14 protein-coding genes are annotated in these 24,991 nt (G+C 46.5%); 11 read left to right on the forward strand and 3 right to left on the reverse strand.

Translation table 11 applies throughout. From position 1 onward, the window contains the following. The first annotated feature begins 110 nt into the window (after window positions 1–110). The 5 genes from SPEA_RS03770 to SPEA_RS03790 all read left to right on the forward strand — a co-directional run bounded on the left by SPEA_RS03770 (window position 111) and on the right by SPEA_RS03790 (window position 9,557). Window positions 111–1,481 carry an alanine/glycine:cation symporter family protein gene (locus tag SPEA_RS03770; protein WP_012153978.1) on the forward strand — a complete coding sequence of 457 codons (1,371 nt, stop codon included), beginning with the start codon at window positions 111–113 and terminating at the stop codon, window positions 1,479–1,481. Between the two features lie 412 nt (window positions 1,482–1,893). Further along, window positions 1,894–5,568, forward strand: coding sequence for an ATP-binding protein (locus SPEA_RS03775; protein ID WP_012153979.1), 3,675 nt, complete (start codon window positions 1,894–1,896; stop codon window positions 5,566–5,568). Beyond that, the gene (locus SPEA_RS03780; protein ID WP_012153980.1) at window positions 5,568–6,221 is read left to right on the forward strand and encodes a condensin complex protein MksE; all 654 of its coding nucleotides are present in this window, start codon (window positions 5,568–5,570) and stop codon (window positions 6,219–6,221) included. The genes SPEA_RS03775 and SPEA_RS03780 overlap by 1 nt, the downstream gene beginning before the upstream one ends. 1 nt (window position 6,222) lies before the next feature. Next, window positions 6,223–7,443 (forward strand): hypothetical protein, encoded by a 1,221-nt coding sequence (locus SPEA_RS03785; protein WP_012153981.1) that lies wholly within the window; start codon window positions 6,223–6,225, stop codon window positions 7,441–7,443. An 857-nt stretch (window positions 7,444–8,300) separates the two neighbouring features. Further along, window positions 8,301–9,557, forward strand: a complete 1,257-nt coding sequence (locus SPEA_RS03790) for a dicarboxylate/amino acid:cation symporter (RefSeq protein ID WP_012153982.1) — start codon at window positions 8,301–8,303, stop codon at window positions 9,555–9,557. A 132-nt stretch (window positions 9,558–9,689) separates the two neighbouring features. Here the strand turns inward: SPEA_RS03790 and SPEA_RS03795 are convergent, their stop codons facing one another. Both SPEA_RS03795 and SPEA_RS03800 read right to left on the reverse strand, forming a co-directional pair. Beyond that, a complete protein-coding gene (locus SPEA_RS03795; RefSeq protein ID WP_012153983.1) occupies window positions 9,690–11,072 on the reverse strand; it encodes a sigma-54-dependent transcriptional regulator in 1,383 nt (460 codons plus the stop codon). After that, window positions 11,072–13,099, reverse strand: coding sequence for an ATP-binding protein (locus SPEA_RS03800; protein ID WP_012153984.1), 2,028 nt, complete (start codon window positions 13,097–13,099; stop codon window positions 11,072–11,074). The genes SPEA_RS03795 and SPEA_RS03800 overlap by 1 nt, the downstream gene beginning before the upstream one ends. Window positions 13,100–13,518: 419 nt before the next feature. On the opposite strand from SPEA_RS03800, the gene SPEA_RS03805 reads away from it, so the two are divergent. Both SPEA_RS03805 and SPEA_RS03810 read left to right on the forward strand, forming a co-directional pair. After that, a complete protein-coding gene (locus SPEA_RS03805; protein WP_012153985.1) occupies window positions 13,519–15,309 on the forward strand; it encodes a flavocytochrome c in 1,791 nt (596 codons plus the stop codon). Between the two features lie 769 nt (window positions 15,310–16,078). Beyond that, window positions 16,079–16,885: an alpha/beta fold hydrolase gene (locus SPEA_RS03810; protein WP_012153986.1), complete on the forward strand. Its 807-nt coding sequence runs from the start codon at window positions 16,079–16,081 to the stop codon at window positions 16,883–16,885. Window positions 16,886–17,358: 473 nt separating this feature from the next. On the opposite strand, the gene SPEA_RS03820 is transcribed toward SPEA_RS03810, so the two are convergent. Beyond that, a complete protein-coding gene (locus tag SPEA_RS03820) occupies window positions 17,359–18,435 on the reverse strand; it encodes a DUF5694 domain-containing protein (protein WP_012153987.1) in 1,077 nt (358 codons plus the stop codon). Between the two features lie 1,221 nt (window positions 18,436–19,656). Between SPEA_RS03820 and SPEA_RS03830 the strand changes: the two genes are divergently transcribed. From SPEA_RS03830 to SPEA_RS03845, 4 genes are all read left to right on the forward strand, one after another. Beyond that, window positions 19,657–20,661 carry a BMP family lipoprotein gene (locus tag SPEA_RS03830; RefSeq protein ID WP_012153988.1) on the forward strand — a complete coding sequence of 335 codons (1,005 nt, stop codon included), beginning with the start codon at window positions 19,657–19,659 and terminating at the stop codon, window positions 20,659–20,661. A 153-nt stretch (window positions 20,662–20,814) separates the two neighbouring features. Next, entirely contained in the window at window positions 20,815–22,404 is a 1,590-nt protein-coding gene (locus tag SPEA_RS03835; protein ID WP_083766672.1) for an ABC transporter ATP-binding protein, read from the forward strand. After that, window positions 22,401–23,531 carry an ABC transporter permease gene (locus SPEA_RS03840; RefSeq protein WP_012153990.1) on the forward strand — a complete coding sequence of 377 codons (1,131 nt, stop codon included), beginning with the start codon at window positions 22,401–22,403 and terminating at the stop codon, window positions 23,529–23,531. The genes SPEA_RS03835 and SPEA_RS03840 overlap by 4 nt, the downstream gene beginning before the upstream one ends. A 3-nt stretch (window positions 23,532–23,534) precedes the next feature. Next, entirely contained in the window at window positions 23,535–24,500 is a 966-nt protein-coding gene (locus SPEA_RS03845) for an ABC transporter permease (protein ID WP_012153991.1), read from the forward strand. Window positions 24,501–24,991 lie beyond the last annotated feature (491 nt).

A 24,991-nucleotide genomic window follows, 5' to 3' on the forward strand; every position in this document is an offset into this window, starting at 1 on the left:
TCAATTGCTCGTTGCATACGTCAGTGCTCTGCAACAGCCATTTCTTTTCCTCCTCCGATTATTAATAACTCTTATTAGAGAGTTTTGTTGTTTAATACTCGAGGAATACCATGAATTTTCACGCACTTTTAGCCGATATCAACGCCATTGTCTGGGGGCCTATTACCCTGTGCTTATTGGTGGGAACCGGTCTTTATCTCACTGTTCGACTCAAACTGATCCAAGTTTTTAAATTGCCTATGGCGCTGGGTTTATTGTTTAAACCTGCAAGTGGTAAGGGCGACTTATCATCATTTGCGGCGCTTTGTACCGCACTGTCGGCAACTATTGGTACCGGTAATATTGTGGGTGTGGCAACCGCAATTAAAATCGGTGGTCCAGGGGCACTATTTTGGATGTGGCTAGCGGCCTTTTTTGGTATGGCGACCAAGTACGCCGAATGTATGCTGGCAGTAAAGTATCGCACCACAGATGCCAAAGGTAATATTGCTGGTGGCCCTATGTACTATATCGAACGTGGCCTAGGGCTTAAGTGGCTGGCGAAGATCTTTGCCATCTTCGGTGTCGGCGTGGCGTTTTTTGGTATAGGTACCTTTGCTCAGGTTAATGCCATCAGTGATGCCATGACTATCGCTTTCGATATTCCTACTTGGGTAACTGCTGTTGCGCTAACCTTGATGGTGGCGGCGGTGACACTGGGCGGCGTTAAGCGCATCGCTAATGTGGCGCAAAAGCTGGTGCCGACTATGGCGCTGGGTTACGTGTTAGCCTGTATGTGGGTGCTGTTTATCTTCTCTGATCAAATTATTCCTGCATTTGAGTTGGTACTGCACTCAGCTTTTACCCCTATCTCGGCTGCAGGTGGCTTCTTAGGCGCAACGGTTGCTCAAGCGCTGCAAATTGGTATCGCTCGCGGCGTATTCTCTAATGAATCAGGCCTTGGTAGTGCACCTATTGCCGCCGCTGCCGCGAAGACTAACGAGCCGGTAGAGCAAGGCCTTGTGAGCATGACAGGAACCTTCTTCGATACGATCTTAATTTGTACCATGACAGGTTTAGTACTGATTATTACCGGTGTGTGGAGCGGTGATACTGCAGGGGCTGCCATGACCAGCGCCGCATTTGCTGCCAGTGGCTCAGAAGTTATTGGTCAATATGTGGTAACCATTGCACTGGTTTGTTTTGCCTTTACCACGATTTTAGGTTGGCATTATTACGGTGAGCGCTGCTGGTATTACCTAACGGGCAGTCGCCTTGGTGATAACGGCATTAAAATCTACCAATTTACCTTTTTAGGCTTAATTGCAGGTGGCGCATTTATTCACTTAGATCTGATTTGGATGCTAGCCGATACCGTAAACGGCTTGATGGCGATCCCTAACTTGATAGCCCTCATAGGCTTAAGGCACGTGATCTTAAAAGAGACTCGCAAATATTTTGCTAAGCAGCAAGCCTTAGCGAACCAAAGCTCGCTGGCTTAAGCTCTCATGCATGCAAGCGTGGAGCGTAAATAGTTTGCTTTAATTTAACATCGGCTAGATGAAAAATAAGCCCGCCCATCATTATTGAGGCGGGCTTTTTATTAGGTTCTTGCTTGCAGAGGTTTAAGTTTTCTTTCTACAGAGTCACTTGCTAACTGCCGATTGATTGAGCATCAAAATGTCTAAAAATGGCGTATGATCTCGCTTCTGTTATTTGGTCACCGAAACCGCCGCTTTAGTCACTTTTGCATAATTGCCAAGCGTGGCGCTTTCCTTTAATTTAGTGACCATCAAAATTTTTATAGCTCTAACACTAGACCTAACACTAGATCTAACATTAGACCTGACATTTTTAGCTTAATGTAAGCCCAATGCGCTTACCGTTACGGCTCTGTTTGGATTAAGGAATGCAATGCCAAGCTTAAATCGCATCATACTTATCGATACTCATCTACCAGGCGTGGTAGAGCTGGCCTTGGATGGCCACACCAATATTTGTGGTACCAACGCATCGGGTAAAACCACACTGCAGCGTCTGGTACCGGTTTTTTATGGTGAATATCCGAGTCGAGTGGTGCCATCAACCCGTGACAGTTTTGAGCGCTGGTACTTGCCTCATGATTCAAGCTATATCATCTATGAATATATCAAGTCTGATGGCCTAGCCTATCAAGCGGTATTGGCGTCGGCGGGCGACGGTAAAGGAGTGAACTACCGCTTTATCGCTAAAGGCTTCGAGCTTGAGGATTACATCAAGACTAAGCAAGGCGATAGCATTCAGTGCTTCACCATGGCGGAGCTTGGCCGTGAGATGAAGCGCGCCGGTGTGGCGGTGACTAACCTGCTTAACACCCGCGAATATCGTGCCATTATCCAAAATGACCGAGCGCTATTAAGTACGGGTAGTAACCGTAATGAGCTGCGTAACTATGCGCGTCAGTTCTCCCTGTGTGAAGCCGAGCATTCACTGCGTCATATCGAAAAACTGGCCAAGGCGGTGCACTCGAAAGAGGGCAAGATGGAAACCATCAAGTCGATGATCGCCGCGATTTTGGAAGAGGATGGCGTTAACCCGCCAAGTTCACGCTTAAATCCACAGCGCGTCGAAGCGTGGATCCGTGAGAGTCAGCTTATTCAAGGCTTTGAGCAAATTCGCCCTGAGTTTGAAAAGCTAGAGCAGGAGTTTGACCAACTGCTGAGTACCGAGCAGCGTCTTGCTAGCTTGCGCCGCGGTTACAGTAAAGATGAAACCACAGAGATTGAGCGTCAAGAGCATCATCAAGACTTGTCTAAGGCGTTAAACGCTCAGCTTCGTCAGCTCGACGAAGAGTGGAAGGAGCAGCGTGATGAGCTTAACCTCGACCTGTCTGCTGCCAAGGGCGACGTGGCTAAGTGCGAGCATGAGCTGGACTCGATTGAAGATCAGCATGCCAGTTTTCAAGATGCCGATATCGAGCAAGCAAAATCAGATTTAGAGCAGCTACCAAGCTGGCGTGGCAGCTTAGAAAACCTAAGCGAGCGTCATAAGCTACAAACCGAGAAGCATCAAGATATTGAAGCGGCCTATAACGCTCGCCGTAGTAAGATTGGTGAAGGCTTGAACCGTGAGCTGGAAAACTTGCATCAAGAGCAAGACATCCTACGTGAGTCTCGCGATAAGCAAAGAGAGATTGGCCGTAGCGAGCTAGCCGAGCTAGAAGCGCAGTGGCGCGAGTCGACCGAAAAAGGTCAGGCGCAGTTTAGCGAGCAAGCCTATCAGCTTAAGGTGAATGCGGCTGAGCTTAAGGTACGCGTCGATAGCGTGACTTATTCAGAAGATGAAAAGCTTGCCTTAGCAGTATTCGATGAGCGCATCTCCCGCGCCGACGAAGATCAAGAAGCCTGTAATGCCAAGGTCGATCGCTTAACCAGCGAAGAGCGTAAGCTTCGAGCTAAACGCGATCAAGCCAACGAGAGCCTACGTGTAGCCGGTATTCGGGTGACAGAGCGCCAAAGTGAGCTCGAAGAGCTGACTCATATGCTGTTCCCGCAGTCGCATACTTTGCTGGAATTCTTACGTAAAGAGGCGGCAGGCTGGGAAAACACCTTAGGTAAGGTGATTAACTCTGAACTGCTGCACCGCAGCGATCTACACCCAAGTATTAGCAGTGAAAGCTTAGAGGCGCTATATGGTATCGCGTTGGACTTAAAAGCCATCGACGCGCCAGAGTATGCCGCCTCAGAGCAAGAGCTACGAGTTAAACACGCCGCCGCAGAAGAAGCGTTGTCTAGTGCTAAAGAGCTACAGGCCGAAGCGGAAGACATCTTAGTTGCCAGCAATAGCGAGCTCGATAAATTATTGCGTGAGCTGACTTTTGCTCGCACAGCATATAAGAATAGCCGTGACGATCTACGTCGCCTATTTGATGACAAACGCGCCGAGCAGGAGAAGATCAACCTTGCACTGAATGAGCGCAAGGCCGCGTCACAGAAGCAGCTTGCCCGTATCGACAGCGATATTAAGCAGCTCCAAGGCCAGCAACAAGAGTGGCTCGAAGAGCAAAAAGAGCAAGCGCTCGAAGCGCGCATGGAAAAGAATGCCTACTGGCAGGAAGTGGTTGGCGCGTTAGACAGCCAGCTAAACCAAGTGAAGAGCAATATTCACAGCCGCCGTGAGCACGCAGCAAGCGAGCAGAAGGCCTGTGAACAGTGGTACAAGAATGAGCTTAAGTCTCGCGGTGTCGACGAAGCGAAAATCGTCGCCCTTAAGGCTGAAATCCGCACACTTGAGAGCAATATCAGCAAGGCGGAGCAGCGCCGCAGTGAAGTGCTACGTTATGACGACTGGTATCAGCACACTTGGCTTAAACGTAAGCCTAAGCTGCAGTCTGAGCTAAGCAAGGTGAAGCACGACAGTCTCGATCTTGAGCAACAGCTTAAGAGTAAGGCCAACGAAGTTAAGGCTAAGCGTAACGAGCTAGATGGCGAGCGTAAGCAATCTGATGCGGTGCAAATTGAAGCCTCAGAAAACTTAACTAAGCTGCGTAGCGTGATGCGTAAACTGAGTGAGCTTAAGTTACCAGCTAGTAATGATGACGCCCAAGGTAGTTTGACTGAGCGTCTACGCCAAGGTGAAGATCAGCTGCTGAAACGCGATTCGTTAATGGGCTCGGTCAAGCAGTATGTTGAGCACTTCGACTCTGTTATTGCCAGCAAATCAGGTTCGGGTCTATCTGAGACCTGGGAGCGCGCCCGCGAAGAATCAAGCTTTGTAAACGATAAAGGCATTCGTATTCTCGATTACCGTAAGCTAGTGCCACAGCTTGAGCAGTTGCTAAACGTCATGGTGCCACAGTCTATTATGGCGCTGCGTGAACAAGGCCGTATTTTCGGTGTCGATCTGACCGCCTTCTACGATGTACTGGCCGATATCGATCGCCGCATCGCCTCGCAAAGTGCGCGTATTACCCGTGAAGTGGGTGAGGAGCTGTTCCTTGATGGCGTATCAGAATCGGCGGTTAAAATTCGCTCGCGTATTAGTGAGTTAGAGTTCTGGCCTGAGCTTGAGCAGTTTGTAAAAGCCTTTAAACGCTGGAAAGCAGACGGTTTTAACGACTTGCCGGGAGAGGATTACACCAACAGCATGCGCCGCGCACTGGATATTATCGGCCGCGCAGCGCTGTCAGGTGGTATTGCTAAACTGCTTGAGATTGAGCTGCGCCTAAAAGAGGGCAATAGCGACCTAGTTATTCGCACCGACAGACAACTGAATGAGTCATCGAGCCACGGTATGGCTTACCTGATCTTATGTAAGTTCCTGCTGGCGTTTACCCGTCTACTACGTGGCCGCGCAGAAGTGACCATACATTGGCCAATCGACGAGCTGGGCACCTTGCACCACGGTAACGTGAAGAAGATTTTTGATGCTTGTGAAAACAACAATATTTCAGTACTGGGGGCATTCCCGAACCCTGAATCTGAGGTATTGAACCTGTTTGCTAACCGTTACATCATCAACAAACAAACTAAGAAACTGCAGGTGGTTAAGCCTCAAGTTAACCCGATCGCCGAGAAACTCAATCAGCGTCGCACTCAGGAGGCCGTGTAATGAGCCAAGTAACCGAAACCGCTATCGTAGGCACCAGTGCCTTAATCGAACGTTTGTTAAAAGGCCAGTTTATCTGCCGTACTACCGATGAAGACGGCTGGCGCGCACTGAAAAGCCCATCGACTCGTGAGCATGTTGAGCAGTATCTAAATCAGATTAACCGCACCATTGGCTCGGCTGGCGAAGGTGAAGTGTTTTTCTGTGGCTATCAGCAGCTAGGCGATGGTGAGCGTAAGGTGATCTCGTCGCAGTTTAAAGATATCTGTAATGCGCTTATTCCGCTGGTTGAGTGGCTAGTGTTAGTGCAAGAGGGTAGTGGTCAAGATGCGCCATTATCTGAAGGCGTAGCCGTGCGTTTAACTGAGCTGCAAACTCGCATCGAAGACACGCCAGCTTTTCGTGAGCAGTTGGCCAAAATTAGCCATTATCGCCTGTTTGGCTCTACCAGTACTAACGTGGACGCGCAGATAAAACTAGTATTCAAGCGTTTGGTGGAGCTCGGCTATCTGACACGACCTAACAGCGAGAAGCAGATCTATATCGCTACAGGTAAGCTAGATTACCTTTATGAGGTGATTCGTTTTATCGATGAGACCGAAGGCTTAAGCCTTGAAGCCCAAGCTGAAACCGCCACTCAAAGGGACTTAATCTAATATGAGCAGTAACTTACACCAAGCTGGTGTTAAGCTGCTCAAACAGCTTGGACGCCATGCAGAGCTGGTGATGGACGTGTACTTGTCGGGCTCAGTATCGGTCGATGAGAGCAACGCTGCTGCCATCGATAAGCTGCAAAAGAGCGACATTCTGTGGCGACCAGAGCCAGAGCAGGAACTGCGCCTTAAACGTTCAGTACGAGCCTTGCTTGAGGAAGCCTTGAGCGATGAGCGTAATCGTCAAATCGACTCCAATGTGGGTTCGTCACTGGCTACTATTAAGACCTTGGCCGACCACTATAAAGAGGCGCGCCATAATGTCGATTTTAGTGCATCAGAGGCTTACCTTGCCGATTTAAGCGAGCATGTTTATAGCTTTGCCGATGGCCTGCGCTATTCGATTCGTGTGCTGTGGAGCCGCATCAACAACGAGTTTGGTTATGTGGGCAGTATCAACGCTAAAATTCGTGAGAACGAGTTAGCACAATCTCAGGTATCTGAGCTGCTAAACGGCCTTGAGATGTTCCAGTTTAGCGAACTGGGTGAAATAGCCGGTGATATTCGCGAGCTGCGAAAATTGTTGGTCACCACGCTACAAGAAACCTTGAGTGACTGTACCCAGGAACTCAGTGTGGTGCAGGCGCGCTTACTTGAATTACTGGGTCGTTTCCGTCAAATTCGTGGCCGTACTCGTTTGCTAAAAGGTTGGTTGCTGTATACCGACTTGCATCCAGACTATAAGCCCGCGGATCATGTCAGTCACAAGCAATTGCCGGCGCTATTTAATATTGCCGAGCCACTGCTTGCGCCAGCGGCGGTAGATGTTAACAATCACGGATTAGAGCCTGAGCTACTTGAGCTAGTCTCAAATATTAAGCGTATCGATCGCTTAAATGATACTAGTAGTCAGCGCGAGCAAGATGTGTCAGTCGATCTTACTCAGGCGGAAGACTTTGATATTCCGGATAACCCACTTAAGCTGGCGGTAGACGGCTATTTCTGCGCAGTCATCGATTCGGGCAAGAGCCAGTCAGCATTGGAATATCTTGACGAGCAGCAGCTCCCTTGGGACAGAGAGTCATGGCTGTATCAGGTGATCTGTGGCTATGAAGGGCTACCAGAGGAGCACCGTAGCTACTTTGAGCTTGAGCATATCGGTGAGCCAGATCCGGTTTATACGGGTAACTTCATCATTAAAGACGTAGAGCTGTGGCTGGCGTAGGGTTATATGTGGCGATGAAGGGTTTCCTGAACCGAAGAGCACCGTAGCTACTTTGAGCTTGAGCATATTGGTGAGCCAGATCCGGTTTATACGGGTAACTTCATCATTAAAGACGTAGAGCTGTGGCTGGCGTAGGGTTATATGTGGCGATGAAGGGTTTCCTGAACCGAAGAGCACCGTAGCTACTTTGAGCTTGAGCATATTGGTGAGCCAGATCCGGTTTATACGGGTAACTTCATCATTAAAGGCGTAGAGCTGTGGTTAACGTAAGGTTATATGTGGCGATGAAGGGCTTCCTGAAGCGCACCGTAGTTAGTTTTAGCTTGAGCATATTGGTGAGCTTGACCCGGTTTATACGGGTAACTTCATCATTAAAGACGTAGAGTTATGGCTGGCGTAATCTGGCTATAATGGAGCGATAAACGGCCAAGAAAAAGCACCTTTAAAGGTGCTTTTTTTATGAGCATTAATCGGTGTTTTTGGCCTGATATAGTTTGATTGGCTTTTTGGGTTGTCACTGCTAGTTTATTCATCTGCTTGCTGTTGTTTTTGCGGTGCTTTTAGCTATCCGGTTTTTGACTTTTTGTTCTTAAAATGATGTCGTGATGTTGCTGGTGTAAAAGTTGTGTTTGGCGGCACTTTGCGTGCACATCTGGTTAATCGTTTGAAAACAGCCCCTTACGTGGTGATGTTGAGCTTGGTTATCAAGCTGTTTCAAAAACTATTTGTCCCTTTTTGATTGAATTTTTTGCCAGCATGTTTCACTATCCCTGCCACAACGAGATGGAAATCAAGTTTTCATCAAAATTGAAGGCAATAGAAGGCATGCGTTAAGACATGTCCAATAAGGCAAGCAAATGACTAAATCACTTTCTACACGGATCTTTATCGGTCTGTTTTCTGGGCTTATTTTTGGCTCAATCATTCAATACTTCCTCGCAGACATCAGCTTATTTTCTGGCACTATCGTTGAATTAGCCTCGGGCGCAGGCACCATGTTCGTTAATATGATCATGATGCTAGTGGTGCCACTGGTATTCGTCAGTATCGTATGCGGCGTGTGCGAGCTTAAAGATCTCAATAGCTTCGGTCGCTTAGGCGGCAAAACATTTGGCTTCTATATCATCAACACCTTAGTGGCTATTTTTGCTGCACTAGGCGTGGCGCTACTGCTTTCTCCAGGCAAGGGCGTGGATATGTCTAACGGTGGCGGCGTGGATATCGTGGCCACAGAGCTACCTAATCTGGTCGACTTAGTAGTCAGCATTGTACCGAGTAACCCGATAGCGGCGTTTAGCTCGGGTAACATGCTACAGGTTATCTTTATGGCACTGCTGCTTGGCGGCGTGATTAAGTCTCTTGGTGAAGCGGCGCAGAGCGCGGTAAACGGCTTCCAAGTGGCGAATAAGATCATGATGAAGCTGATTAGCGTGGTGATGCAGCTAGCGCCTATCGGTGTATTTGCATTAATGCTGAAGCTAGGTGCAACCCTAGAAGCGGCAATATTTGGCAGCGTGGTGGAATACCTAGCACTGATCTTAGGCTTGTTGCTGTTATGGATTTTTGTGGTATACCCATTCGCGGTTGGCTTATTTACCCAGATTTCGGCGAAAGAGTTCCGCGCTAAGACTCGCGAGCAGATCCTATTTTCACTGTCGACGGCCAGCTCAAATGCAACCATTCCAGTGACTATGCGCACTCTTACCGATAAACTCGGCGTTAATCGCTCGGTTGCAGGCTTTGGTGTGCCACTCGGCGCGACCATGAACATGGGCGGCGTATCGATTTATATCACTATTGCTATCTTCTTTGTGGCCAACGCATTTGGCGCGCCAATCCCTATGGAGCAGCTACCCGCATTACTATTTAGTATCTTCTTACTGTCAGTAGGGGCTGGTGGCGTACCAGGCGGTGGCATGGTGATGATTGGTGTGCTTATCCATCAGATGGGATTACCTGTAGAAGCGTTCGCAATTGTGGCAGCGCTAGACCGCCTCATCGACATGGTGCTGACATCTTGTAACGTTGTAGGTGATACAGCTGTACTAACCATAGTTAATGAAACTGAGAAGAGCAGCGATGCTAAGTTAGCAGCGGCGCCGGCGCAGGCTTAAACCGCGCTAGAGTCTTTTTAGCTCGCTGTTTTAAAAAGGAAAATGCCAGCAATTTGCTGGCATTTTTGTTTTTAGATTAAACCGCCGAAGCTGTTATTTTTCTTTACTACTTTTCTTTACTACTTTTCTTTACTATTTTTCTTTAGTTATGCGACGGCTTAGCGCACTCTGGCTGATGCCGAGCATCTGCGCCGCTGCAGTTTGATTATTGGCGGTGCGGTTCAGCGCCTCTTGAATGAGGGCGTCACTCATCTGCGCTAATGTGGGCAAAATCTTAGGGAAGATAAGCTGGTCGCTGTCAGTGGTAACGTTCGACTTGCTTAGGTTTATCGCCTCCATAAAGGGCGTGATATTCAGCGCAATACCGTCGCTACGGCTCACTGCATCAAACACCATGCCTTTAAGCTCATGTAAATTACCAGGGAAAGCATATTCTGATAACTGCTGCGCTAGCGAGCTCGGTTGCTGGGGCTCTGATAAGCCCATCTCTTTGGCCGCTAAACAAATAAAGTGGTTGATCAGCATCGACAGATCTAGCTTACGTTGCCTCAGCGGTGGCAGCTTGATGGTGTGTGAGCGTAGGCGATATAACAAGTCACTCCTGAACTTGCCCGCTTGATTCAGCGCTAACAGGTCGTGCTGGGTGGAGGTGATAATTTTACACAATATCGGGTACGCTCTGTCGCTGCCGATAGGGTAATACTGCTTATGCTCAATCACATCCACAAGCTTTGCCTGAGCCTCAATGGGGAGATCACCAATCTCATTGAGGTAGAGTAGGCCGTTTTTTACTTGGTGCAGCACGCCTGCTTGAGCGCTAACTTTGCCGTCATCATCGGTATGCAGTTGGCCAAATAACTGTAGCTCGAACGCCGAAGTGCTAATACCCGCCAAGTTGACGTTAATGAAGGGCGCATCGGCGCAAATAAGCTGATGACAGGACTTGGCAAACTCATCCTTACCTGTGCCGCTTTCCCCTTGAATAAGAATGGGCTCGGGGCTTAAGGCTACGGCCTCTAAATAGCGGAACTGATCCAGCAGCGCGGGTTCACAGGTGAGGATATTATTGAACACTTCTGGGCGGCTTAATGTGCGACTTAAGAAGCTTTCTTTAATTCGTAGATAGTTACGCTCAAGACCTACTACTTCTAATGCTCGGCGAACGGTGCGGGCGAGATCGTCGACCTTGTCTGTTTTGATAAAGTAGTCATAGGCACCGTTTTTAATGCAGCGCACCGCAGTGTCGACCTCGTTAACCCCCGTGACTATGATGACCCGGGTCTTAGGAAACTCTTTGCGGATCATCTCAAGCAAGTCTTCGCCGGAATGAAACGGCATGGTCAGATCTAGCAGTACCAGCGCATAGTCGCCAGTCTGCAATCGGCTCATCACTTGGCGACTATCGACACAGGTATCGATAGTCGCTTCTGGCACGAGACGATTAAGCGTGATGGAGAGTGTTCTAAGCCAAGAGGCTTCATCGTCAACAAGAAGAATATTTCTGGCGAGTTTCATTAGTACTCCAAAGGAAAGCGTATTTTTATCACAGTGCCTTTGCCTAGGCGCGAGGTGATCTGCATGTCGGCCTTGTGCTCTTTAATGATGCGGCTACACACTGAGAGGCCAAGTCCTGTGCCGCCACTTGAACGGCGCGTAGTAAAGAAAGGTTCGGTAATGCGTTGTAGGGTGGCGCTATCCATTCCGGCGCCTTTATCACTGATCACTAGGCAGATATGTTTATCTTCGACACAGGTCTGGATATTAATGTGTTCCTTGCACTCATAGCACTCAGCATCTTGCCTGATGGCATGGCAGGCGTTTTGGATAAGATTGATCAGTACTTGATGCAGTTGCTGGGCATCCCCCATAACAACTGGGCTTGGGAGCAGTAAATCGGTAGTGACGTTAAATATCTTGGTCTGATTGGCTGTGAGGCGCAGCGATACCTCCACCACTTCATTAACACTGATTGGCTGATACTCGTTAGCTATAGTCGGCAAAGCGTAGCGTTTTAAGTCGTTTACGATACGGCTTATGCGCTCGGCCCCCTCATTAATAGACTGACTACTCACGTCTAGCTCGTTCATGGCACTGTCGGGCGCCATGCCCGCTACAGTCCAAAACGGGTTTTGTCTTTGATAGTTATCACTGGCTTCAGATAGATCTTTAAGGGCATCGCTAATAAAGGCAATCGAATGAATGATAATGCCCGTCGGGTTATTGATCTCATGGGCAATCCCCGCCGATAGCTCACCTAGAGAGGCGAGGCGGCTGGCTTCGTCATTGGCTTGGCGCAATCTATGTTGTTCGGTGGCTTCCTCAAGCAAAATCACCACCTGCTGTTGGCTAATAGGGTGAAGCTGCAGCTGCCAATACTGATTATTAACCTGCATATCGGCGGTTTGTGACTTCTGCTCGACAAGCGCATCGGAAAGAGCATTCGCTAAGTTAAAGGCTGCGCCATCAATATAGTGAAACTCTGGACTGGTCAGCAGGTCGTTATTGTTATCGTTGCTCCATAGGCATTCACCGTCTCGATTGAACAGGGTGACGCCGTGGGGGATCCCGTCGAGTACCGACTGGAACTGCTTCGATAAGTTCGATATCGCCTCTTCGGCTTTCTTACGCTGGAGTAACTCCACTTTTAGCGCTTTAGAGCGTCTACGTAGACTCAGACTGATATAGCCAGTCAGCAGCATGCCGACGGCGGAAAGCAGGCTGACAAAAATGGCTAAGGAGAGCATCTTCTTCTGTGCCGAATTCAGGTCGACTTTTTCGCGGCCGGTACCAAACCACTTATTGACTAATCGGTCGTACTCGCCAGATAGCTTTAACTGTCTAAGCGCGTCGTTGATTTGCGCCATCATTTCAGCGTTTTTATAGTTACTGACGAAGTTAAATGCACCATAGATAAGCGGATCGCTCGAGCTTCTAATTGATGGGTACAGCGGCATTAGGCGTCTGGCGACAAAGTTTTCGGCGATGACCACATCGACCTCACCTTTTATAAGCAGCTGGAAGCCTGTCTCATAGAGGTCGACATCGACGCGGGTAAAGTCTTGTTTCTTACCTGAGATATAGACATCGACGAAGGCGCCTTTCTTAATCGCTACCCGTTTGCCTTCAAGATCATTCCAGCCATTGATAAACGACTTACCTTGAAGTGTGTAAGCTTTTGCGTGAGTGGCATAAATGGGGTCTGACTGACTCAGCTCTCTATCTATGGTAATTGGGCTTACCACGGCGATGACATCAATGAGCGAGTCACGGTCGTGCACATCTTTAAGTAGCTGCTGGAAGCTCTTACGGCGGATGATGATGCGCTTGCCCATGAGCTGACCGATACGATCCATCAACTCGAGGTTGAAGCCTTGGTCTACGCCATTATTGCGCCACTCAAGGGGGGCGGTCTTTGAGTGAACGCCGAAGACGATACTTTGATTTTGGTGGGAGTCTGCAGCGTGCGCGGGGAGCGATAACCCCGCTAAGCCAAGTGCACAAAGTGTGCAGAGGCTGCAAATTAAGTTAACAAATATTTTCATAATCAAATCTTAGCATGAGCTTATACAGCATAACTGTGCGGGGTTTCTCGATTTACTAAGGAACTCCTTAGGCTGCAACAGGCGCAGAATCATAGGCTTGGCTGCTGTTGCCTTAATATTGAGGTGTAGAGTTGAGGTGTGGCGCTGAGCGGTATTGGAGATATGTGATCTTGCTAACTCTGAGCTATGCATTTTTGCATAACTGCTTATGAGGTTATGCATGTTTGCATGGCATGGTTTGCAAGCTGTGATCGAGTGTTCAGTTTCTTGAGTCATTCGAGTTATCTGGTTGAGGGCAGGCGCTTTCAGGCAGAGAATTACCTCAAAGTGAGTATTTAAGACGGCGTTAACGACCGTTAAATATAACGTGATAGCTTTTTGCGCTGCTTATCGCGGCAATAAAAAGGCGAGGAAATGAGATGAAAAACTTTAAAAAAGCAGTGTGTATTGCAACACTTCTAGGCTCAGCAGGCTTTATGTCTACCGCGATTGCCGCTGATAACTTGGCTGAGTTCCACGGTGAAAACCAAGAGTGTGATAGCTGCCATATGCCAGACGGTGAGCTATCGAACGACAGCTTAACCTATGAGAATGCGCAGTGTGTATCTTGTCACGGTACACTGGCTGAAGTTGCTGAAGAAACTAAACATGAGCACTACAATGCCCATGAATCTCATTTCCCTGGCGATGTGTCTTGTACTTCTTGTCACAGCGCTCACGAAAAATCTATGGTTTACTGTGACTCTTGCCATAGCTTCGACTTTGACATGCCTTACACTAAGAAGTGGGAACGTCACGAGCCAAGCATCGATGAGTTATTAAAAGACCAGTCTGACCGTCAGGCGGCGCTAGCCGAAGCACCACGTGACACAGTTGATGTTGTGGTTGTTGGTTCTGGTGGTGCAGGTTTCTCTGCTGCCGTATCAGCACACGATCACGGCGCTAAAGTGATTCTAATTGAAAAAGAGCCAGTTATTGGTGGTAACGCTAAGCTTGCAGCCGGTGGTATGAACGCCGCTTGGACTGACCAACAAAAAGCGAAAGGCATCAAAGATAGTGTTGAGTCTATGTACAAAGACACTATGAAAGGTGGCCGTGACTTAAACGAGCCTGCACTAGTTGAAGTATTAACTTCACACTCTAAAGGTTCAGTTGACTGGTTAACTGGCATGGGCGCAGATCTTAACGACGTAGGTCGTATGGGTGGTGCTTCTGCTAACCGTTCACACCGTCCAACAGGTGGTGCAGGTGTTGGTGCTCACGTAATCCAAGTGCTTTACGATAACGCCGTTAAGCGTGACGTTGATATGCGCATGAACACACGTGGTATCGAAATCCTTAAAGACGACAAAGGCAACGTTAAGGGCCTACTCGTTAAAGGCATGTACAAAGGTTACTACTGGATTAAAGCTGACGCCGTTATCCTAGCAACAGGTGGTTTTGCTAAGAACAATGACCGTGTAGCTAAGCTTGATCCTAAGCTAAAAGGCTTTATCTCTACTAACCAACCAGGTGCGACTGGTGACGGTATCGATGTTGCAGCAAATGCTGGCGCTGCGATGACTGATCTACAGTACATCCAGGCTCACCCTACGCTATCTGTTAAAGGTGGTGTGATGGTAACTGAAGCGGTTCGTGGTAACGGTGCAATCTTGGTTAACCGTGAAGGTAAGCGCTTCGTTAACGAAATCACCACTCGTGATAAGGCTTCTGCAGCTATTCTGAACCAAACGGGTAAGTCTGCATTCCTAATCTTTGATGACTCAGTACGTAAGTCTCTAAGTAAGATTGATAAGTATATCGGTCTAGGTGTTGCTCCAAGTGCTGACTCGCTAGTTAAGCTAGGTGAGATGGAACAGATTGATGGTAAAGCTCTAACTGAAACTGTTGCGCGCTACAACAGCCTAGTGAAGAGCGGTAAAGACGCAGACTTCGGTCGTCCTAACCTACCTCGTGCCCTTAACGAAGGTAACTACTACGCAATCGAAGTGACTCCTGGTGTTCACCACACTATGGGCGGCGTGAAGATTGATTCTAAAGCTGAAATCATGAACGCTAAGCAGCAGGTTATCCCAGGTCTATACGGCGCGGGTGAAGTAACTGGTGGTGTTCACGGTGCTAACCGTCTAGGTGGTAACGCTATCTCTGATATCGTCACCTTCGGTAGAATGGCTGGTGAGAATGCAGCCGAGTACTCTAAAAAGAATTAGTCTAAGAAGAACTAGTCTCTTTTAGACTAATCTTGGAAGTGTTAGTCGGGGTTGAGATTTGAGTTAAGTTTCAGCCTCAGATTAAAAAACAAAAGCCTTTATCTTATAGATGGAGGCTTTTTTGTTTTCTTAGTTTCAGTTGAGAGTGATTGATACCAAAGGCGTGAAGCAATCAAGCTGCGCTTGATAAAGGTCGAGGCGTTGCCACTTACCAAGCTGTGCTTGAGCTTGGAGTTAGACTGCGTTTAACAATCAACGTCGTGGCGCTTCGCCCACACCCGAGCCAAGGGGGAAAGCGCTTGTCCCCCTTAACAAACCCTCAGCGCCCCTACGAAGTTGTGACCCCTCAGTTATTTTCGACAATCGCTATCGCCTCATATTCGCCGTCCATGGCTCACCTAAGGCTATCTCGGCATCCATGCCTCGCTCACGCGATTGTCTTCAATAACTTCGGCAACTCCGATGGGGGATTGGAGTGCCTGTGAATGTGGTGGTTGGACTTTTTCCTTTTTGAGTTTTAGGCGATAAGCAGCATAAAATAGTTGCAAGCCTGCAGACCTACTTTTCTTATCAATAATTGATAGTTACTGATGACTTTGGATAAGACATCAATATCAATGTTCATTTTTCAGTTTTTGCTCGTTTATCCAGTATGACTTTGTTAGGGTGCTTATAAATCAATGGCTTCGATTGCTCGTAGCTTAAGTAATAGCATTTATTAAATGCGTATACGCACTATATAAATGTTAGTGCCTTTAAGGTGGTCAATTTGAAATCTTGGTTAATCATAGGTTTGTTTTTATTTTCAAATGCAGTATCGGCTGCTGCTTCTATGGTGAAAGTTAAAAACTATGATGTTGAATACGAGATGGCAGGAAGCGGTGATGTTATTGTGTTGCTAGAAGCAGGTGGAGCTGCTGGATTAAGTGATTGGGAGCCTATTTTTAAGGATTTAGCAAAAATTACGACCGTAATTCGTTATTCTCGCCTGGGTAATGGACGCTCTTACCCTTTAAAGAAAAATTACAGCTCAGAAGAGTACGCAGAAGAAGCACTCTTATTTTTAAAATCGATTAATATAAACAAACCTATTGTATATGTTGCTCACTCTTATGTTGCCTATATTGCGAGGATATTTGCTGCTAGATATCCCGATAAAGTGGCAGCATTAATGCTTGTAGAGCCTGCATCAGAGCATGATGTGGATATAATGAGAGAAATTAATCTTGCTATCGCTGAGCAAGAAATAGCCCAGATTAAGGTTGATGATCTGGCTAATGGGATGTCAAATCAATATTTAGATTTTTGGGCGAAACGCCCCTTGCCTGATTACCCTCAGATACCAGATATTCCAGTTAGCGTTATTGCTTCTATAAAAAAATATAAAGAGCCAAGTGTTTTATTTTTTAGCGACAGAGCAAGGGAAATGTGGGGTAAGTTACATCAGGATTGGGTTAATGAATTTCCTCAGGGGAAAATTATACTAACGGAAGAAAGTTACCATCATCCGCAATTTGACGAGCCACAGATGGTTATAAGAGAAATAAAAGAGCTTATTGGTAAAGTCAAACACTAACAAACCAATCAATCTGGACTACTAAAGCTCGGCTCCCCTACGCCGTATAGCCTAGTATTATCCTCCTTATTTGGGACATTTGAAATATTCAAATGCCTAGCTTAAGTATCCCTACTCAAATCACAGAAAACACCTACTCCCCATCGAAGTTGCCGAAATGCGTAGATGAAAATGCTGTGGAGTCATCATGGATGATGGTTCAGGCTCAGCGGGACATGGATGTCCCATCTGAGCCGTTAGGCAATTTTTATTGGAGTATGAGGCTCGTATCTAATGCATGTAACTTCGTCGGGGCGGCTCGGGTGATGCAAGAGGGGGAAGCTGTTGTCCCCCTTTTGCCCGAGTGTGAGCTGGAGGCTCACGACTTTAGTTGTTAGACGCAGTCTTATTGAATGACTTTGGTCAGGCGCAGCCTGATGCATTACCAATGTAGGGCGAAGCGCCGCGACGTTAGTTGTTAGGCAAAGCCTAACCTAATGCCTCATCGGTGCGTAATCTTCAAATTGCACGATATTGACTCCGACCATATTTGATAAGTATTGCTCTAAGAAAACCTTGTGATTGGCTCCTATTATAATAACAAGCCTACCGCCAACGTGATCAGCGACTACCCGCATTATATTTGAAGCCATATTGAGGTTCCGTATCTCCCATAGGGCGACTCTCGCCAGTGCAGATTTTGGCTCCAAATCTTTATCTACAAAACCTAACCATTCCTTATTGATTACGTCAGATTGATACTCTTCGCTATTGAACCAGTAAAACAGAGGTAGCCAATCTCCTGTCTCCAGTGCTTGAGATTTTAATTTCTCGGGTTTGGTTATATATTCGCTTGAGTGGAATTCAGCCCAAAAGGTTGATTCTTGGTAAGACGGCATTAACTCACTGACGATGTTGCCGTACATGTCTTTGTCTAAATGATCGTCAATAGGATATAAACGATTTAGGTTAAGTCTTTCAGCTAATTCGACTGCAATGACATTTATTTCGTTGTTACGATTTGTTTGCTTATGAAGAAATGCTTGTAGTTCTTTCGAAAGGCTATCGTTAGGGATGTTAGCATCTAACAGACTCCAGTGAAGCGCCGCTGTGTCACGGTTGTAGCCTGCTATAGCTAGCTTGATAAGCTCTATTCTTTTCTGCTGGCTAAACTGGTTTTTAGTCAGCAATTTATTCATTTTGTTAATCGCGTCATGAGCTGAAACCCCTAAAGCTTTCTGCTCTTTTCCTGCTAATGACAAAAGTGTATCACCGACAAATTGTGATAAAACTTCTTGATACTCTTCTGAGCCATTGAGCATAGTAATTATGTCTTCTGCCCTTAGTGATTCGATAGCGACAGCGGTAGGGTTAAATGTTTCTAGCATTTGGATGACGGGGACAAACTCTTCCCTGTTTAGCTCACCTTTAATTGTATTGAGGTGTGTACTCCCTAAGATCATGACTTCTGTTTTATGTTTGGCTTTGGCATTTAAACTTTGAATATGCTGCTTCGCAAAAATATTATGCGATATCGACAGACATATAATTAAGGCTAAAAATCTACACATCGACAGTCCTCCTTGATTGTGTTTTTACAATATATGAGGTTTGGCTAGGGTTTTAAACTGTAGAGTGCTGGATAAGATGTAAAGTGCATACAAGCGTTGTAAATGCACTATTTCACAGTATATATATCTGCTTTTAACTATTTTGACTTCCATTAAATAAGCCAAAAATCACATCATAATATGCTGTGGTTTAGGGTCACTTATTGGAATAAATCGGGTCAGGGTAAACATTCAGATATATGCCTAATCCAATTTTTTCGCTTTACTAACAGAAAACACCCATTCCCCATCGAAGTTGCCGAAGTACGCAGATAACAAATGCCGTAGAACCATCATGGATGATGGTTCAGGCTCGGGGGGACATGGCCGTTCTTTGGCATCCATGCCATCACGGCATTTGTGAATCCATTCACATCAGATGTCCCATCTGAGCCGTTAGGCAATTTTTATTGGAGTATGAGGCCCGTATCTAATGCATGTAACTTCGTCGGGGCGGCTCGGGTGATGCAAGAGGGGGAAGCTGCTGTCCCCCTTTTGCCCGAGTGTGAGCTGGAAGCTCACGACTTTAGTTGTTAGACGAAGTCTAACTTAAAGGTCAAGCGAAGCTTGATTGCTAATACAAAGTGGCTGAGTTCGACGCCACCACGACGATGAAAATCCTGATATAGCTCAAACAAACGATAAATTAGTAAAATTATTTTTGTTTTAAATGTTGATTTTGCTGCTGTTCTTTCGGTAAAAAAATTACCAGTTTTCGCATAAAACATCTAAATATATTTACTTTAACTTTAAGTTTAGTAATTTTCGTTCATATCTTAAATTGTCTTGAATATAAAACAGTGTGTGCGCTGCTTTCATGCTGCTAATAAGCTCTGGCTCTATGGCTTTGTATTCATTTGATAAACACCTTTTGGTTGGTTTTTTTGTTGTCCTTTTGGGTGGACAATGCTGTCTGCGTTGGCGCTGGGGTGCCTAATCACGATTTGGTGTGATTAAAACAGTGATATCACGCATATTTAAGCGGTTATTTGTATTAAAAGTACAACTGGCCACTTTTTAGCTTTGGCTGATTTGTGGGCTTTTGGGGTACTAGTAATCCTATTCAGTGCTGCTGTAAGCTCCGGATTCTTGATCTTAAATGATGGCTTCAAGCTTGGGGCTTTTACTGCTTAGAGCTGTCAATAATACCAAAAATAATACCTATACCTTATAAGGACGAGAATGATGAAAATCCTGAGCGCAACTGCTGCCGCAGTCACTCTAGCAATGTGTTCGTTTGCAGCTTCTGCCGCAGACTTTAAGCCTGCTGTTGCTTTTGATACAACGGGTAAGTTCGATAAATCTTTCAACCAAGCCGTTTACCAAAATGGTGTATTGAAGTTTAACGAAAGCTCAGATATTGAAGTGCGTGAATTCGTACCTTCAAATGATGCGCAGCGTGAGCAGGGTCTTGAGCGTTTAGCACGTCGTGGCTTTAGCCCAATCGTTGTTGTTGGCTTTATGTATGGCTCAGCACTTGAAAAAGTTGCTAAGAAATACCCTGAGACTGAATTTGTTATTATTGACTCAGTTGTTGACCTGCCAAACGTTAAGTCACTTGTCTTTGAAGAGCATGAAGGTTCATTCCTTGTTGGTGCACTTGCTGTGATGAAGTCTGAAACCAACAAGATTGGTTTTGTTGGCGGCATGGATATTCCTCTCATTCGTAAGTTTGCTTGTGGTTACGAGCAAGGCGCGAAGTTCATGAGCCAAGATGCTGAAGTATTCCAAAACATGACTGGTTCTACTATCGCTGCATGGAATGATCCAGCACGTGGTGCAGAACTTTCTAAGAGCCAGTTCACTAAAGGCGCTGACGTAATTTTCGCCGCTGCTGGTGGTACAGGTGTGGGTGTTTATCAAGCGGCTAAAGATGAAGGTAAGTACGCTATTGGTGTTGATTCAAACCAAAACTATATCCACCCAGGCGTAATGCTAACTTCTATGGTTAAGCAAGTGGGTGTTGCAACATTTGAAGTATTTAAAGCCGCTGAAAAAGGCACATTTGTTGCGGGTATTGATAGCCGTGGTCTAGAAGAAAATGGTGTTAACTGGGCATTAGATGAGCATAACCGTGCATTGGTTACTCCAGAAATGGAAGCAAAACTAGCTGATATCACAAAGAAAATTATTGCGGGCGAGATTGTTGTTCATGACTATATGAAAGACAACAGCTGTAAATATTAAGCCGTATTAAGATTGATTTAGCTCCTTGGTTACTGACTGGGGAGCTTTATTATAAGTGGCAATTTTTAAGAGTTAATTTTTAAATCATTATTTGATCAATGTTTATTTATCAATGTCTATTCATCAATGTCGATCAAGACATTTGAGATAATTATGACCATGTCTACATACGCAAAAGAAAAATCAGATGAGCGTCCCGTTGCCCTTGAGCTGCGTGGTATCAATAAAAGATTCGGCGCAGTTCACGCCAACAAAGATATCTGCTTAAAAATTCCTGCTGGCACCATTCACGGTATTATCGGTGAGAACGGTGCAGGTAAATCCACCTTGATGAATATCATTTATGGTTTCTACACCGCAGATAAGGGTGAGATCCTGATTGATGGCATCGAGCGCAAGCTGGCTAACTCTAAAGAAGCCATCAGTTATGGCATTGGCATGGTGCATCAGCACTTTATGTTGGTTGACAATTTCACCGTACTTGAGAATGTCATCTTAGGTGCTGAAGAGGGCGGTTTACTTAAGCCTAGCCTTAGAAAGGCGCGCAAAGAGCTTGAGCGTTTAGCCAAAGAATACCAACTCGATGTACCCCTCGATAGCCTAATTGAAGAGCTGTCAGTTGGATTACAGCAACGAGTCGAGATCTTAAAAGCGCTATATCGCGGCGCAAAAATTCTTATTCTAGACGAGCCAACTGGCGTACTAACGCCGCAAGAAACTGAGCACCTATTCCATATTTTCGATGCCTTGCGAGCGCAAGGGGTCACTATCTTATTGATTACCCATAAACTAAAAGAGATCCTCTCTGCCACTGACAATGTGTCGGTAATGCGCCAAGGTGAAATGGTTGCTCATAGAGAAACGGCTCACACCAATAAAGAAGAGCTCGCAGAGTTGATGGTTGGCCGTAAGGTTCGCCTTAAAGCTGAAAAAAGTGATGCGCATCCGACCGAGGTATTACTTTCAACCCATCAGCTTACTTATACCGACAGCATGGGCGTAGATCGCCTTAAAGAAGTGTCGATTGAGATTAAAGCGGGTGAAGTGGTTGGTGTTGCAGGAGTCTCTGGTAATGGTCAATCAGAGCTATTAAGTGCACTAGCCGGGCTTATCACACCAACGCGCGGTTCAATTAAGATTGGCGATAAAGTGATTGATGCCAACAACCCAACTTGCGCCGATGGTATGCGCAAATTAAAGGTTGGTCACATACCAGAAGATAGATTGGTAATGGGCTTAATCAAGTCTTTCACTGCAGAAGAGTCGGCCATTCTTGGTCATCATAATCAGTCACAGTACAACGGCGTTTTATTGAATAAGCCTAAGTACATTAACGCTGAGTGTAAGCGTTTGATGGATGAGTGGGATGTTAGACCTCGAGATCCTAAGCTGAAAAGCTCACTGTTTTCAGGCGGTAACCAGCAGAAACTGATTATTGCTCGCGAAGTGGATCAAGACCCAGATATCTTACTGATTGGTCAGCCGACCCGCGGTGTCGATATCGGTGCGATTGAGTTTATTCACAAGCGCATTATCGAGCTAAGAGAGCAAGGCAAGGGCATTTTACTAGTATCAGTTGAGCTAGATGAAGTGATGTCGCTTGCAGATAGAATAATAGTGATGTTTGACGGCCATGTGGTTGGTGAGATTGATGCCAATAAGGCCGATGAGAAAACTTTAGGAATGATGATGGCAAATATTCTGCCAGATGAGCTGGCTGCGGATAACGGAGGTCAGCAATGAATGACTCTAAAATCCCATCATGGGTAAATATTATTGTTTTGCCATTGATTAATATCTTTTTTGCCTTCGCCTTTGCGGCCGGTATTTTTATTGCGGTTGATGTGAATCCGATAGAAGCCGCTGGTGTAATGGTACGCGGCGCCTTGGGTTATCAAGAAGGTATTGGTTATACGCTTTATTATGCGACTAACTTTATCTTTACCGGTTTAGCCGTGGCAATGGCATTCTCTGCAGGCCTATTTAATATTGGTGGTGAAGGTCAGGCCTATATGGGCGGCTTAGGTGTCGGGCTTGCCTGTTTAGCACTCGATAGCACCTTGCCTTTCTGGGCATTGCTGCCAATTACTATGCTTGCCAGTATGTTGTTTGGTGCGCTGTTTGCGCTGATCCCAGCTTATTTACAGGCTTACCGCGGTAGCCATATCGTGATCACCACCATCATGTTTAACTTTATCGCGTCAGCGTTAATGGTTTACCTGCTAGTAAACGTACTTAAGCTAGAAGGCCAAATGGCGCCGGTATCGCGTGTATTTGAAGAAAGCGCTGGTTTACCCATGTTCCATGAGATGACCCAGTGGTTTGGCATTTCTTTCTCACAATCACCCATGAATCTAAGCTTCTTTATTGCGCTTATCTGCTGTGTACTCGTTTGGGCGCTGCTGTGGCGTACCCGTTGGGGCTATGCAATTCGTGCCATGGGCGCGAGCCCAAGTGCGGCTGAATATGGCGGCATTAACTACAAGAAGCTGATCATTGTGGTGATGCTTATTTCTGGTGCGCTTTCGGGCATGATGGGATTGAACGAAGTTCAGGGCTACAGCCAGCAGCTTAAACTGGACTTTGTTGCCGGTTATGGCTTTACCGGTATTGCAGTGTGTTTGATTGGCCGCAGCCATCCGATAGGGATCATCTTAGCCAGTCTACTATTTGGCGTGCTGTATCAAGGCGGCGCAGAGCTGTCATTTGACTACCCGAATATTGACCGTGAGATGATCCAAGTCGTGCAGGCGTTAGTTGTACTGTTTAGCGGCGCATTGGCATTGATGCTAGTTAAACCGACTGAGAAGCTATTTGTGTTTCTTAATCAAAAGAAAGCAGCCCTAGGCAGCGTTAAGGCGGAGGCATAAATTATGTTTGAGAATATCATTCTAATCTTAGATGCAACGCTAAGGGTATCGGCGCCGCTAATCCTAGCAGCGCTTGCAGGCTTGTTCTCTGAGCGCTCCGGTATTGTTAACATTGCACTTGAAGGCAAGATGCTCTCCGCTGCCTTTGCCGCAGCGGCAACGGCTTCTATAACAGGCTCTGTTTGGCTAGGTCTGCTAGCGGGTATTGCTGTTTCAGTAATGCTGTCGCTGGTGCATGGTTTTGCGACCATTACCCACCGCGGCGATCAAATCGTATCCGGCGTAGCTATTAACATGTTAGCTGTGGGCTTAACTGTCACGCTAGGGCGTTTCTGGTTCGGTCTGGGCGGTCAAACGCCTGCACTCACAGATGAATCACGCTTTACTGCTATCACCTTACCTGGCGCAGACGCATTAGCCGATGTACCGGTTATTGGCATGATTTACAGCCAACTGTTTTCAGGGCACAACTTCTTAGTGTATCTGTCGCTGTTTGCAGTGCCAGCCGTTTACTGGATTGTTTATAAAACCCGTTTTGGTCTAAGACTGCGCGCTGCGGGTGAAAACCCACATGCTGTGGATACCGCGGGTATTTCAGTTGCTTGGATCCGTTATCGCGCGCTTATCATTGCCGGTGTATTAGCGGGTATGGCGGGGGCTTACTTGTCGACTGCTCACAGTGCGGGCTTTGTGCCGAATATGAGTGCGGGTAAAGGCTTTATCGCGTTAGCGGCGTTGATTTTTGGTAAGTGGAAGCCTGTGCCGGTATTGTTTGGTTGTCTACTGTTTGGTTTCTTAGACGCGATTGCGATTCGTCTGCAAGGTGTTGAGTTACCACTTGTCGGCGAGATCCCAGTACAAGCGATTGAGGTATTACCTTATATCCTGACGGTATTACTGTTAGCAGGCTTTATTGGCCGCGCGGTGGGGCCAAAGGCGATTGGGCAACCATATGTTAAGTCTCGCTAGCGATAGCGTGGTTTATCGTTGTTGATTCAATCAAGCTTCGCTTGATAAAGGTCGTGAGCTTCCAGCTCACACTCGGGCAAGAGGGGGACAACAGCTTCCCCCTCTTGCATCTCCCCAGCCGCCCCGACGAAGTTGTCTCCCTCGTACTTATGGATAAATCGCTAACGCTTCCGATGGGGCATCCTGCCCCGCGAAAGCTACGCCGACATCCATGTCGGCATCACGTGATTTATTCCAACGTACTTCGGCAACTCCGATGGGGAACTGGTGTTTTCTGTGATTTCAGTTAGATACGTTAAGCTAGGTATTTGGATGTTTTCTCTGGCGGCAGATCCAAAATATCCATATCCACTTTGTAATTTTTCGTGCTCGTTTATTCAGTGCCACTCTGGTAGAGTTCTTATAAATCAATAGCTTTACTTTAGTGAGGCTTTAATAATAGGTTTATTAAATGTGCATGTGCGTTTTGCCAAATACGTACGCATGCGCAC

The sequence above is a fragment of the Shewanella pealeana ATCC 700345 genome (genome assembly GCF_000018285.1).
GTDB classification, from domain to species: domain Bacteria; phylum Pseudomonadota; class Gammaproteobacteria; order Enterobacterales; family Shewanellaceae; genus Shewanella; species Shewanella pealeana.

What these genes read in the sequence shown, in the direction of transcription:
- SPEA_RS03770 (WP_012153978.1), top strand. Translation starts at nt 111, where the DNA reads ATGAATTTTCACGCACTTTTAGCCGATATCAACGCCATTGTCTGGGGG.
- SPEA_RS03775 (WP_012153979.1), top strand. Translation starts at nt 1,894, where the DNA reads ATGCCAAGCTTAAATCGCATCATACTTATCGATACTCATCTACCAGGC.
- SPEA_RS03780 (WP_012153980.1), top strand. Translation starts at nt 5,568, where the DNA reads ATGAGCCAAGTAACCGAAACCGCTATCGTAGGCACCAGTGCCTTAATC.
- SPEA_RS03785 (WP_012153981.1), top strand. Translation starts at nt 6,223, where the DNA reads ATGAGCAGTAACTTACACCAAGCTGGTGTTAAGCTGCTCAAACAGCTT.
- SPEA_RS03790 (WP_012153982.1), top strand. Translation starts at nt 8,301, where the DNA reads ATGACTAAATCACTTTCTACACGGATCTTTATCGGTCTGTTTTCTGGG.
- SPEA_RS03795 (WP_012153983.1), bottom strand. Translation starts at nt 11,072, where the DNA reads ATGAAACTCGCCAGAAATATTCTTCTTGTTGACGATGAAGCCTCTTGG.
- SPEA_RS03800 (WP_012153984.1), bottom strand. Translation starts at nt 13,099, where the DNA reads ATGAAAATATTTGTTAACTTAATTTGCAGCCTCTGCACACTTTGTGCA.
- SPEA_RS03805 (WP_012153985.1), top strand. Translation starts at nt 13,519, where the DNA reads ATGAAAAACTTTAAAAAAGCAGTGTGTATTGCAACACTTCTAGGCTCA.
- SPEA_RS03820 (WP_012153987.1), bottom strand. Translation starts at nt 18,435, where the DNA reads ATGTGTAGATTTTTAGCCTTAATTATATGTCTGTCGATATCGCATAAT.
- SPEA_RS03830 (WP_012153988.1), top strand. Translation starts at nt 19,657, where the DNA reads ATGATGAAAATCCTGAGCGCAACTGCTGCCGCAGTCACTCTAGCAATG.
- SPEA_RS03835 (WP_083766672.1), top strand. Translation starts at nt 20,815, where the DNA reads ATGACCATGTCTACATACGCAAAAGAAAAATCAGATGAGCGTCCCGTT.
- SPEA_RS03840 (WP_012153990.1), top strand. Translation starts at nt 22,401, where the DNA reads ATGAATGACTCTAAAATCCCATCATGGGTAAATATTATTGTTTTGCCA.
- SPEA_RS03845 (WP_012153991.1), top strand. Translation starts at nt 23,535, where the DNA reads ATGTTTGAGAATATCATTCTAATCTTAGATGCAACGCTAAGGGTATCG.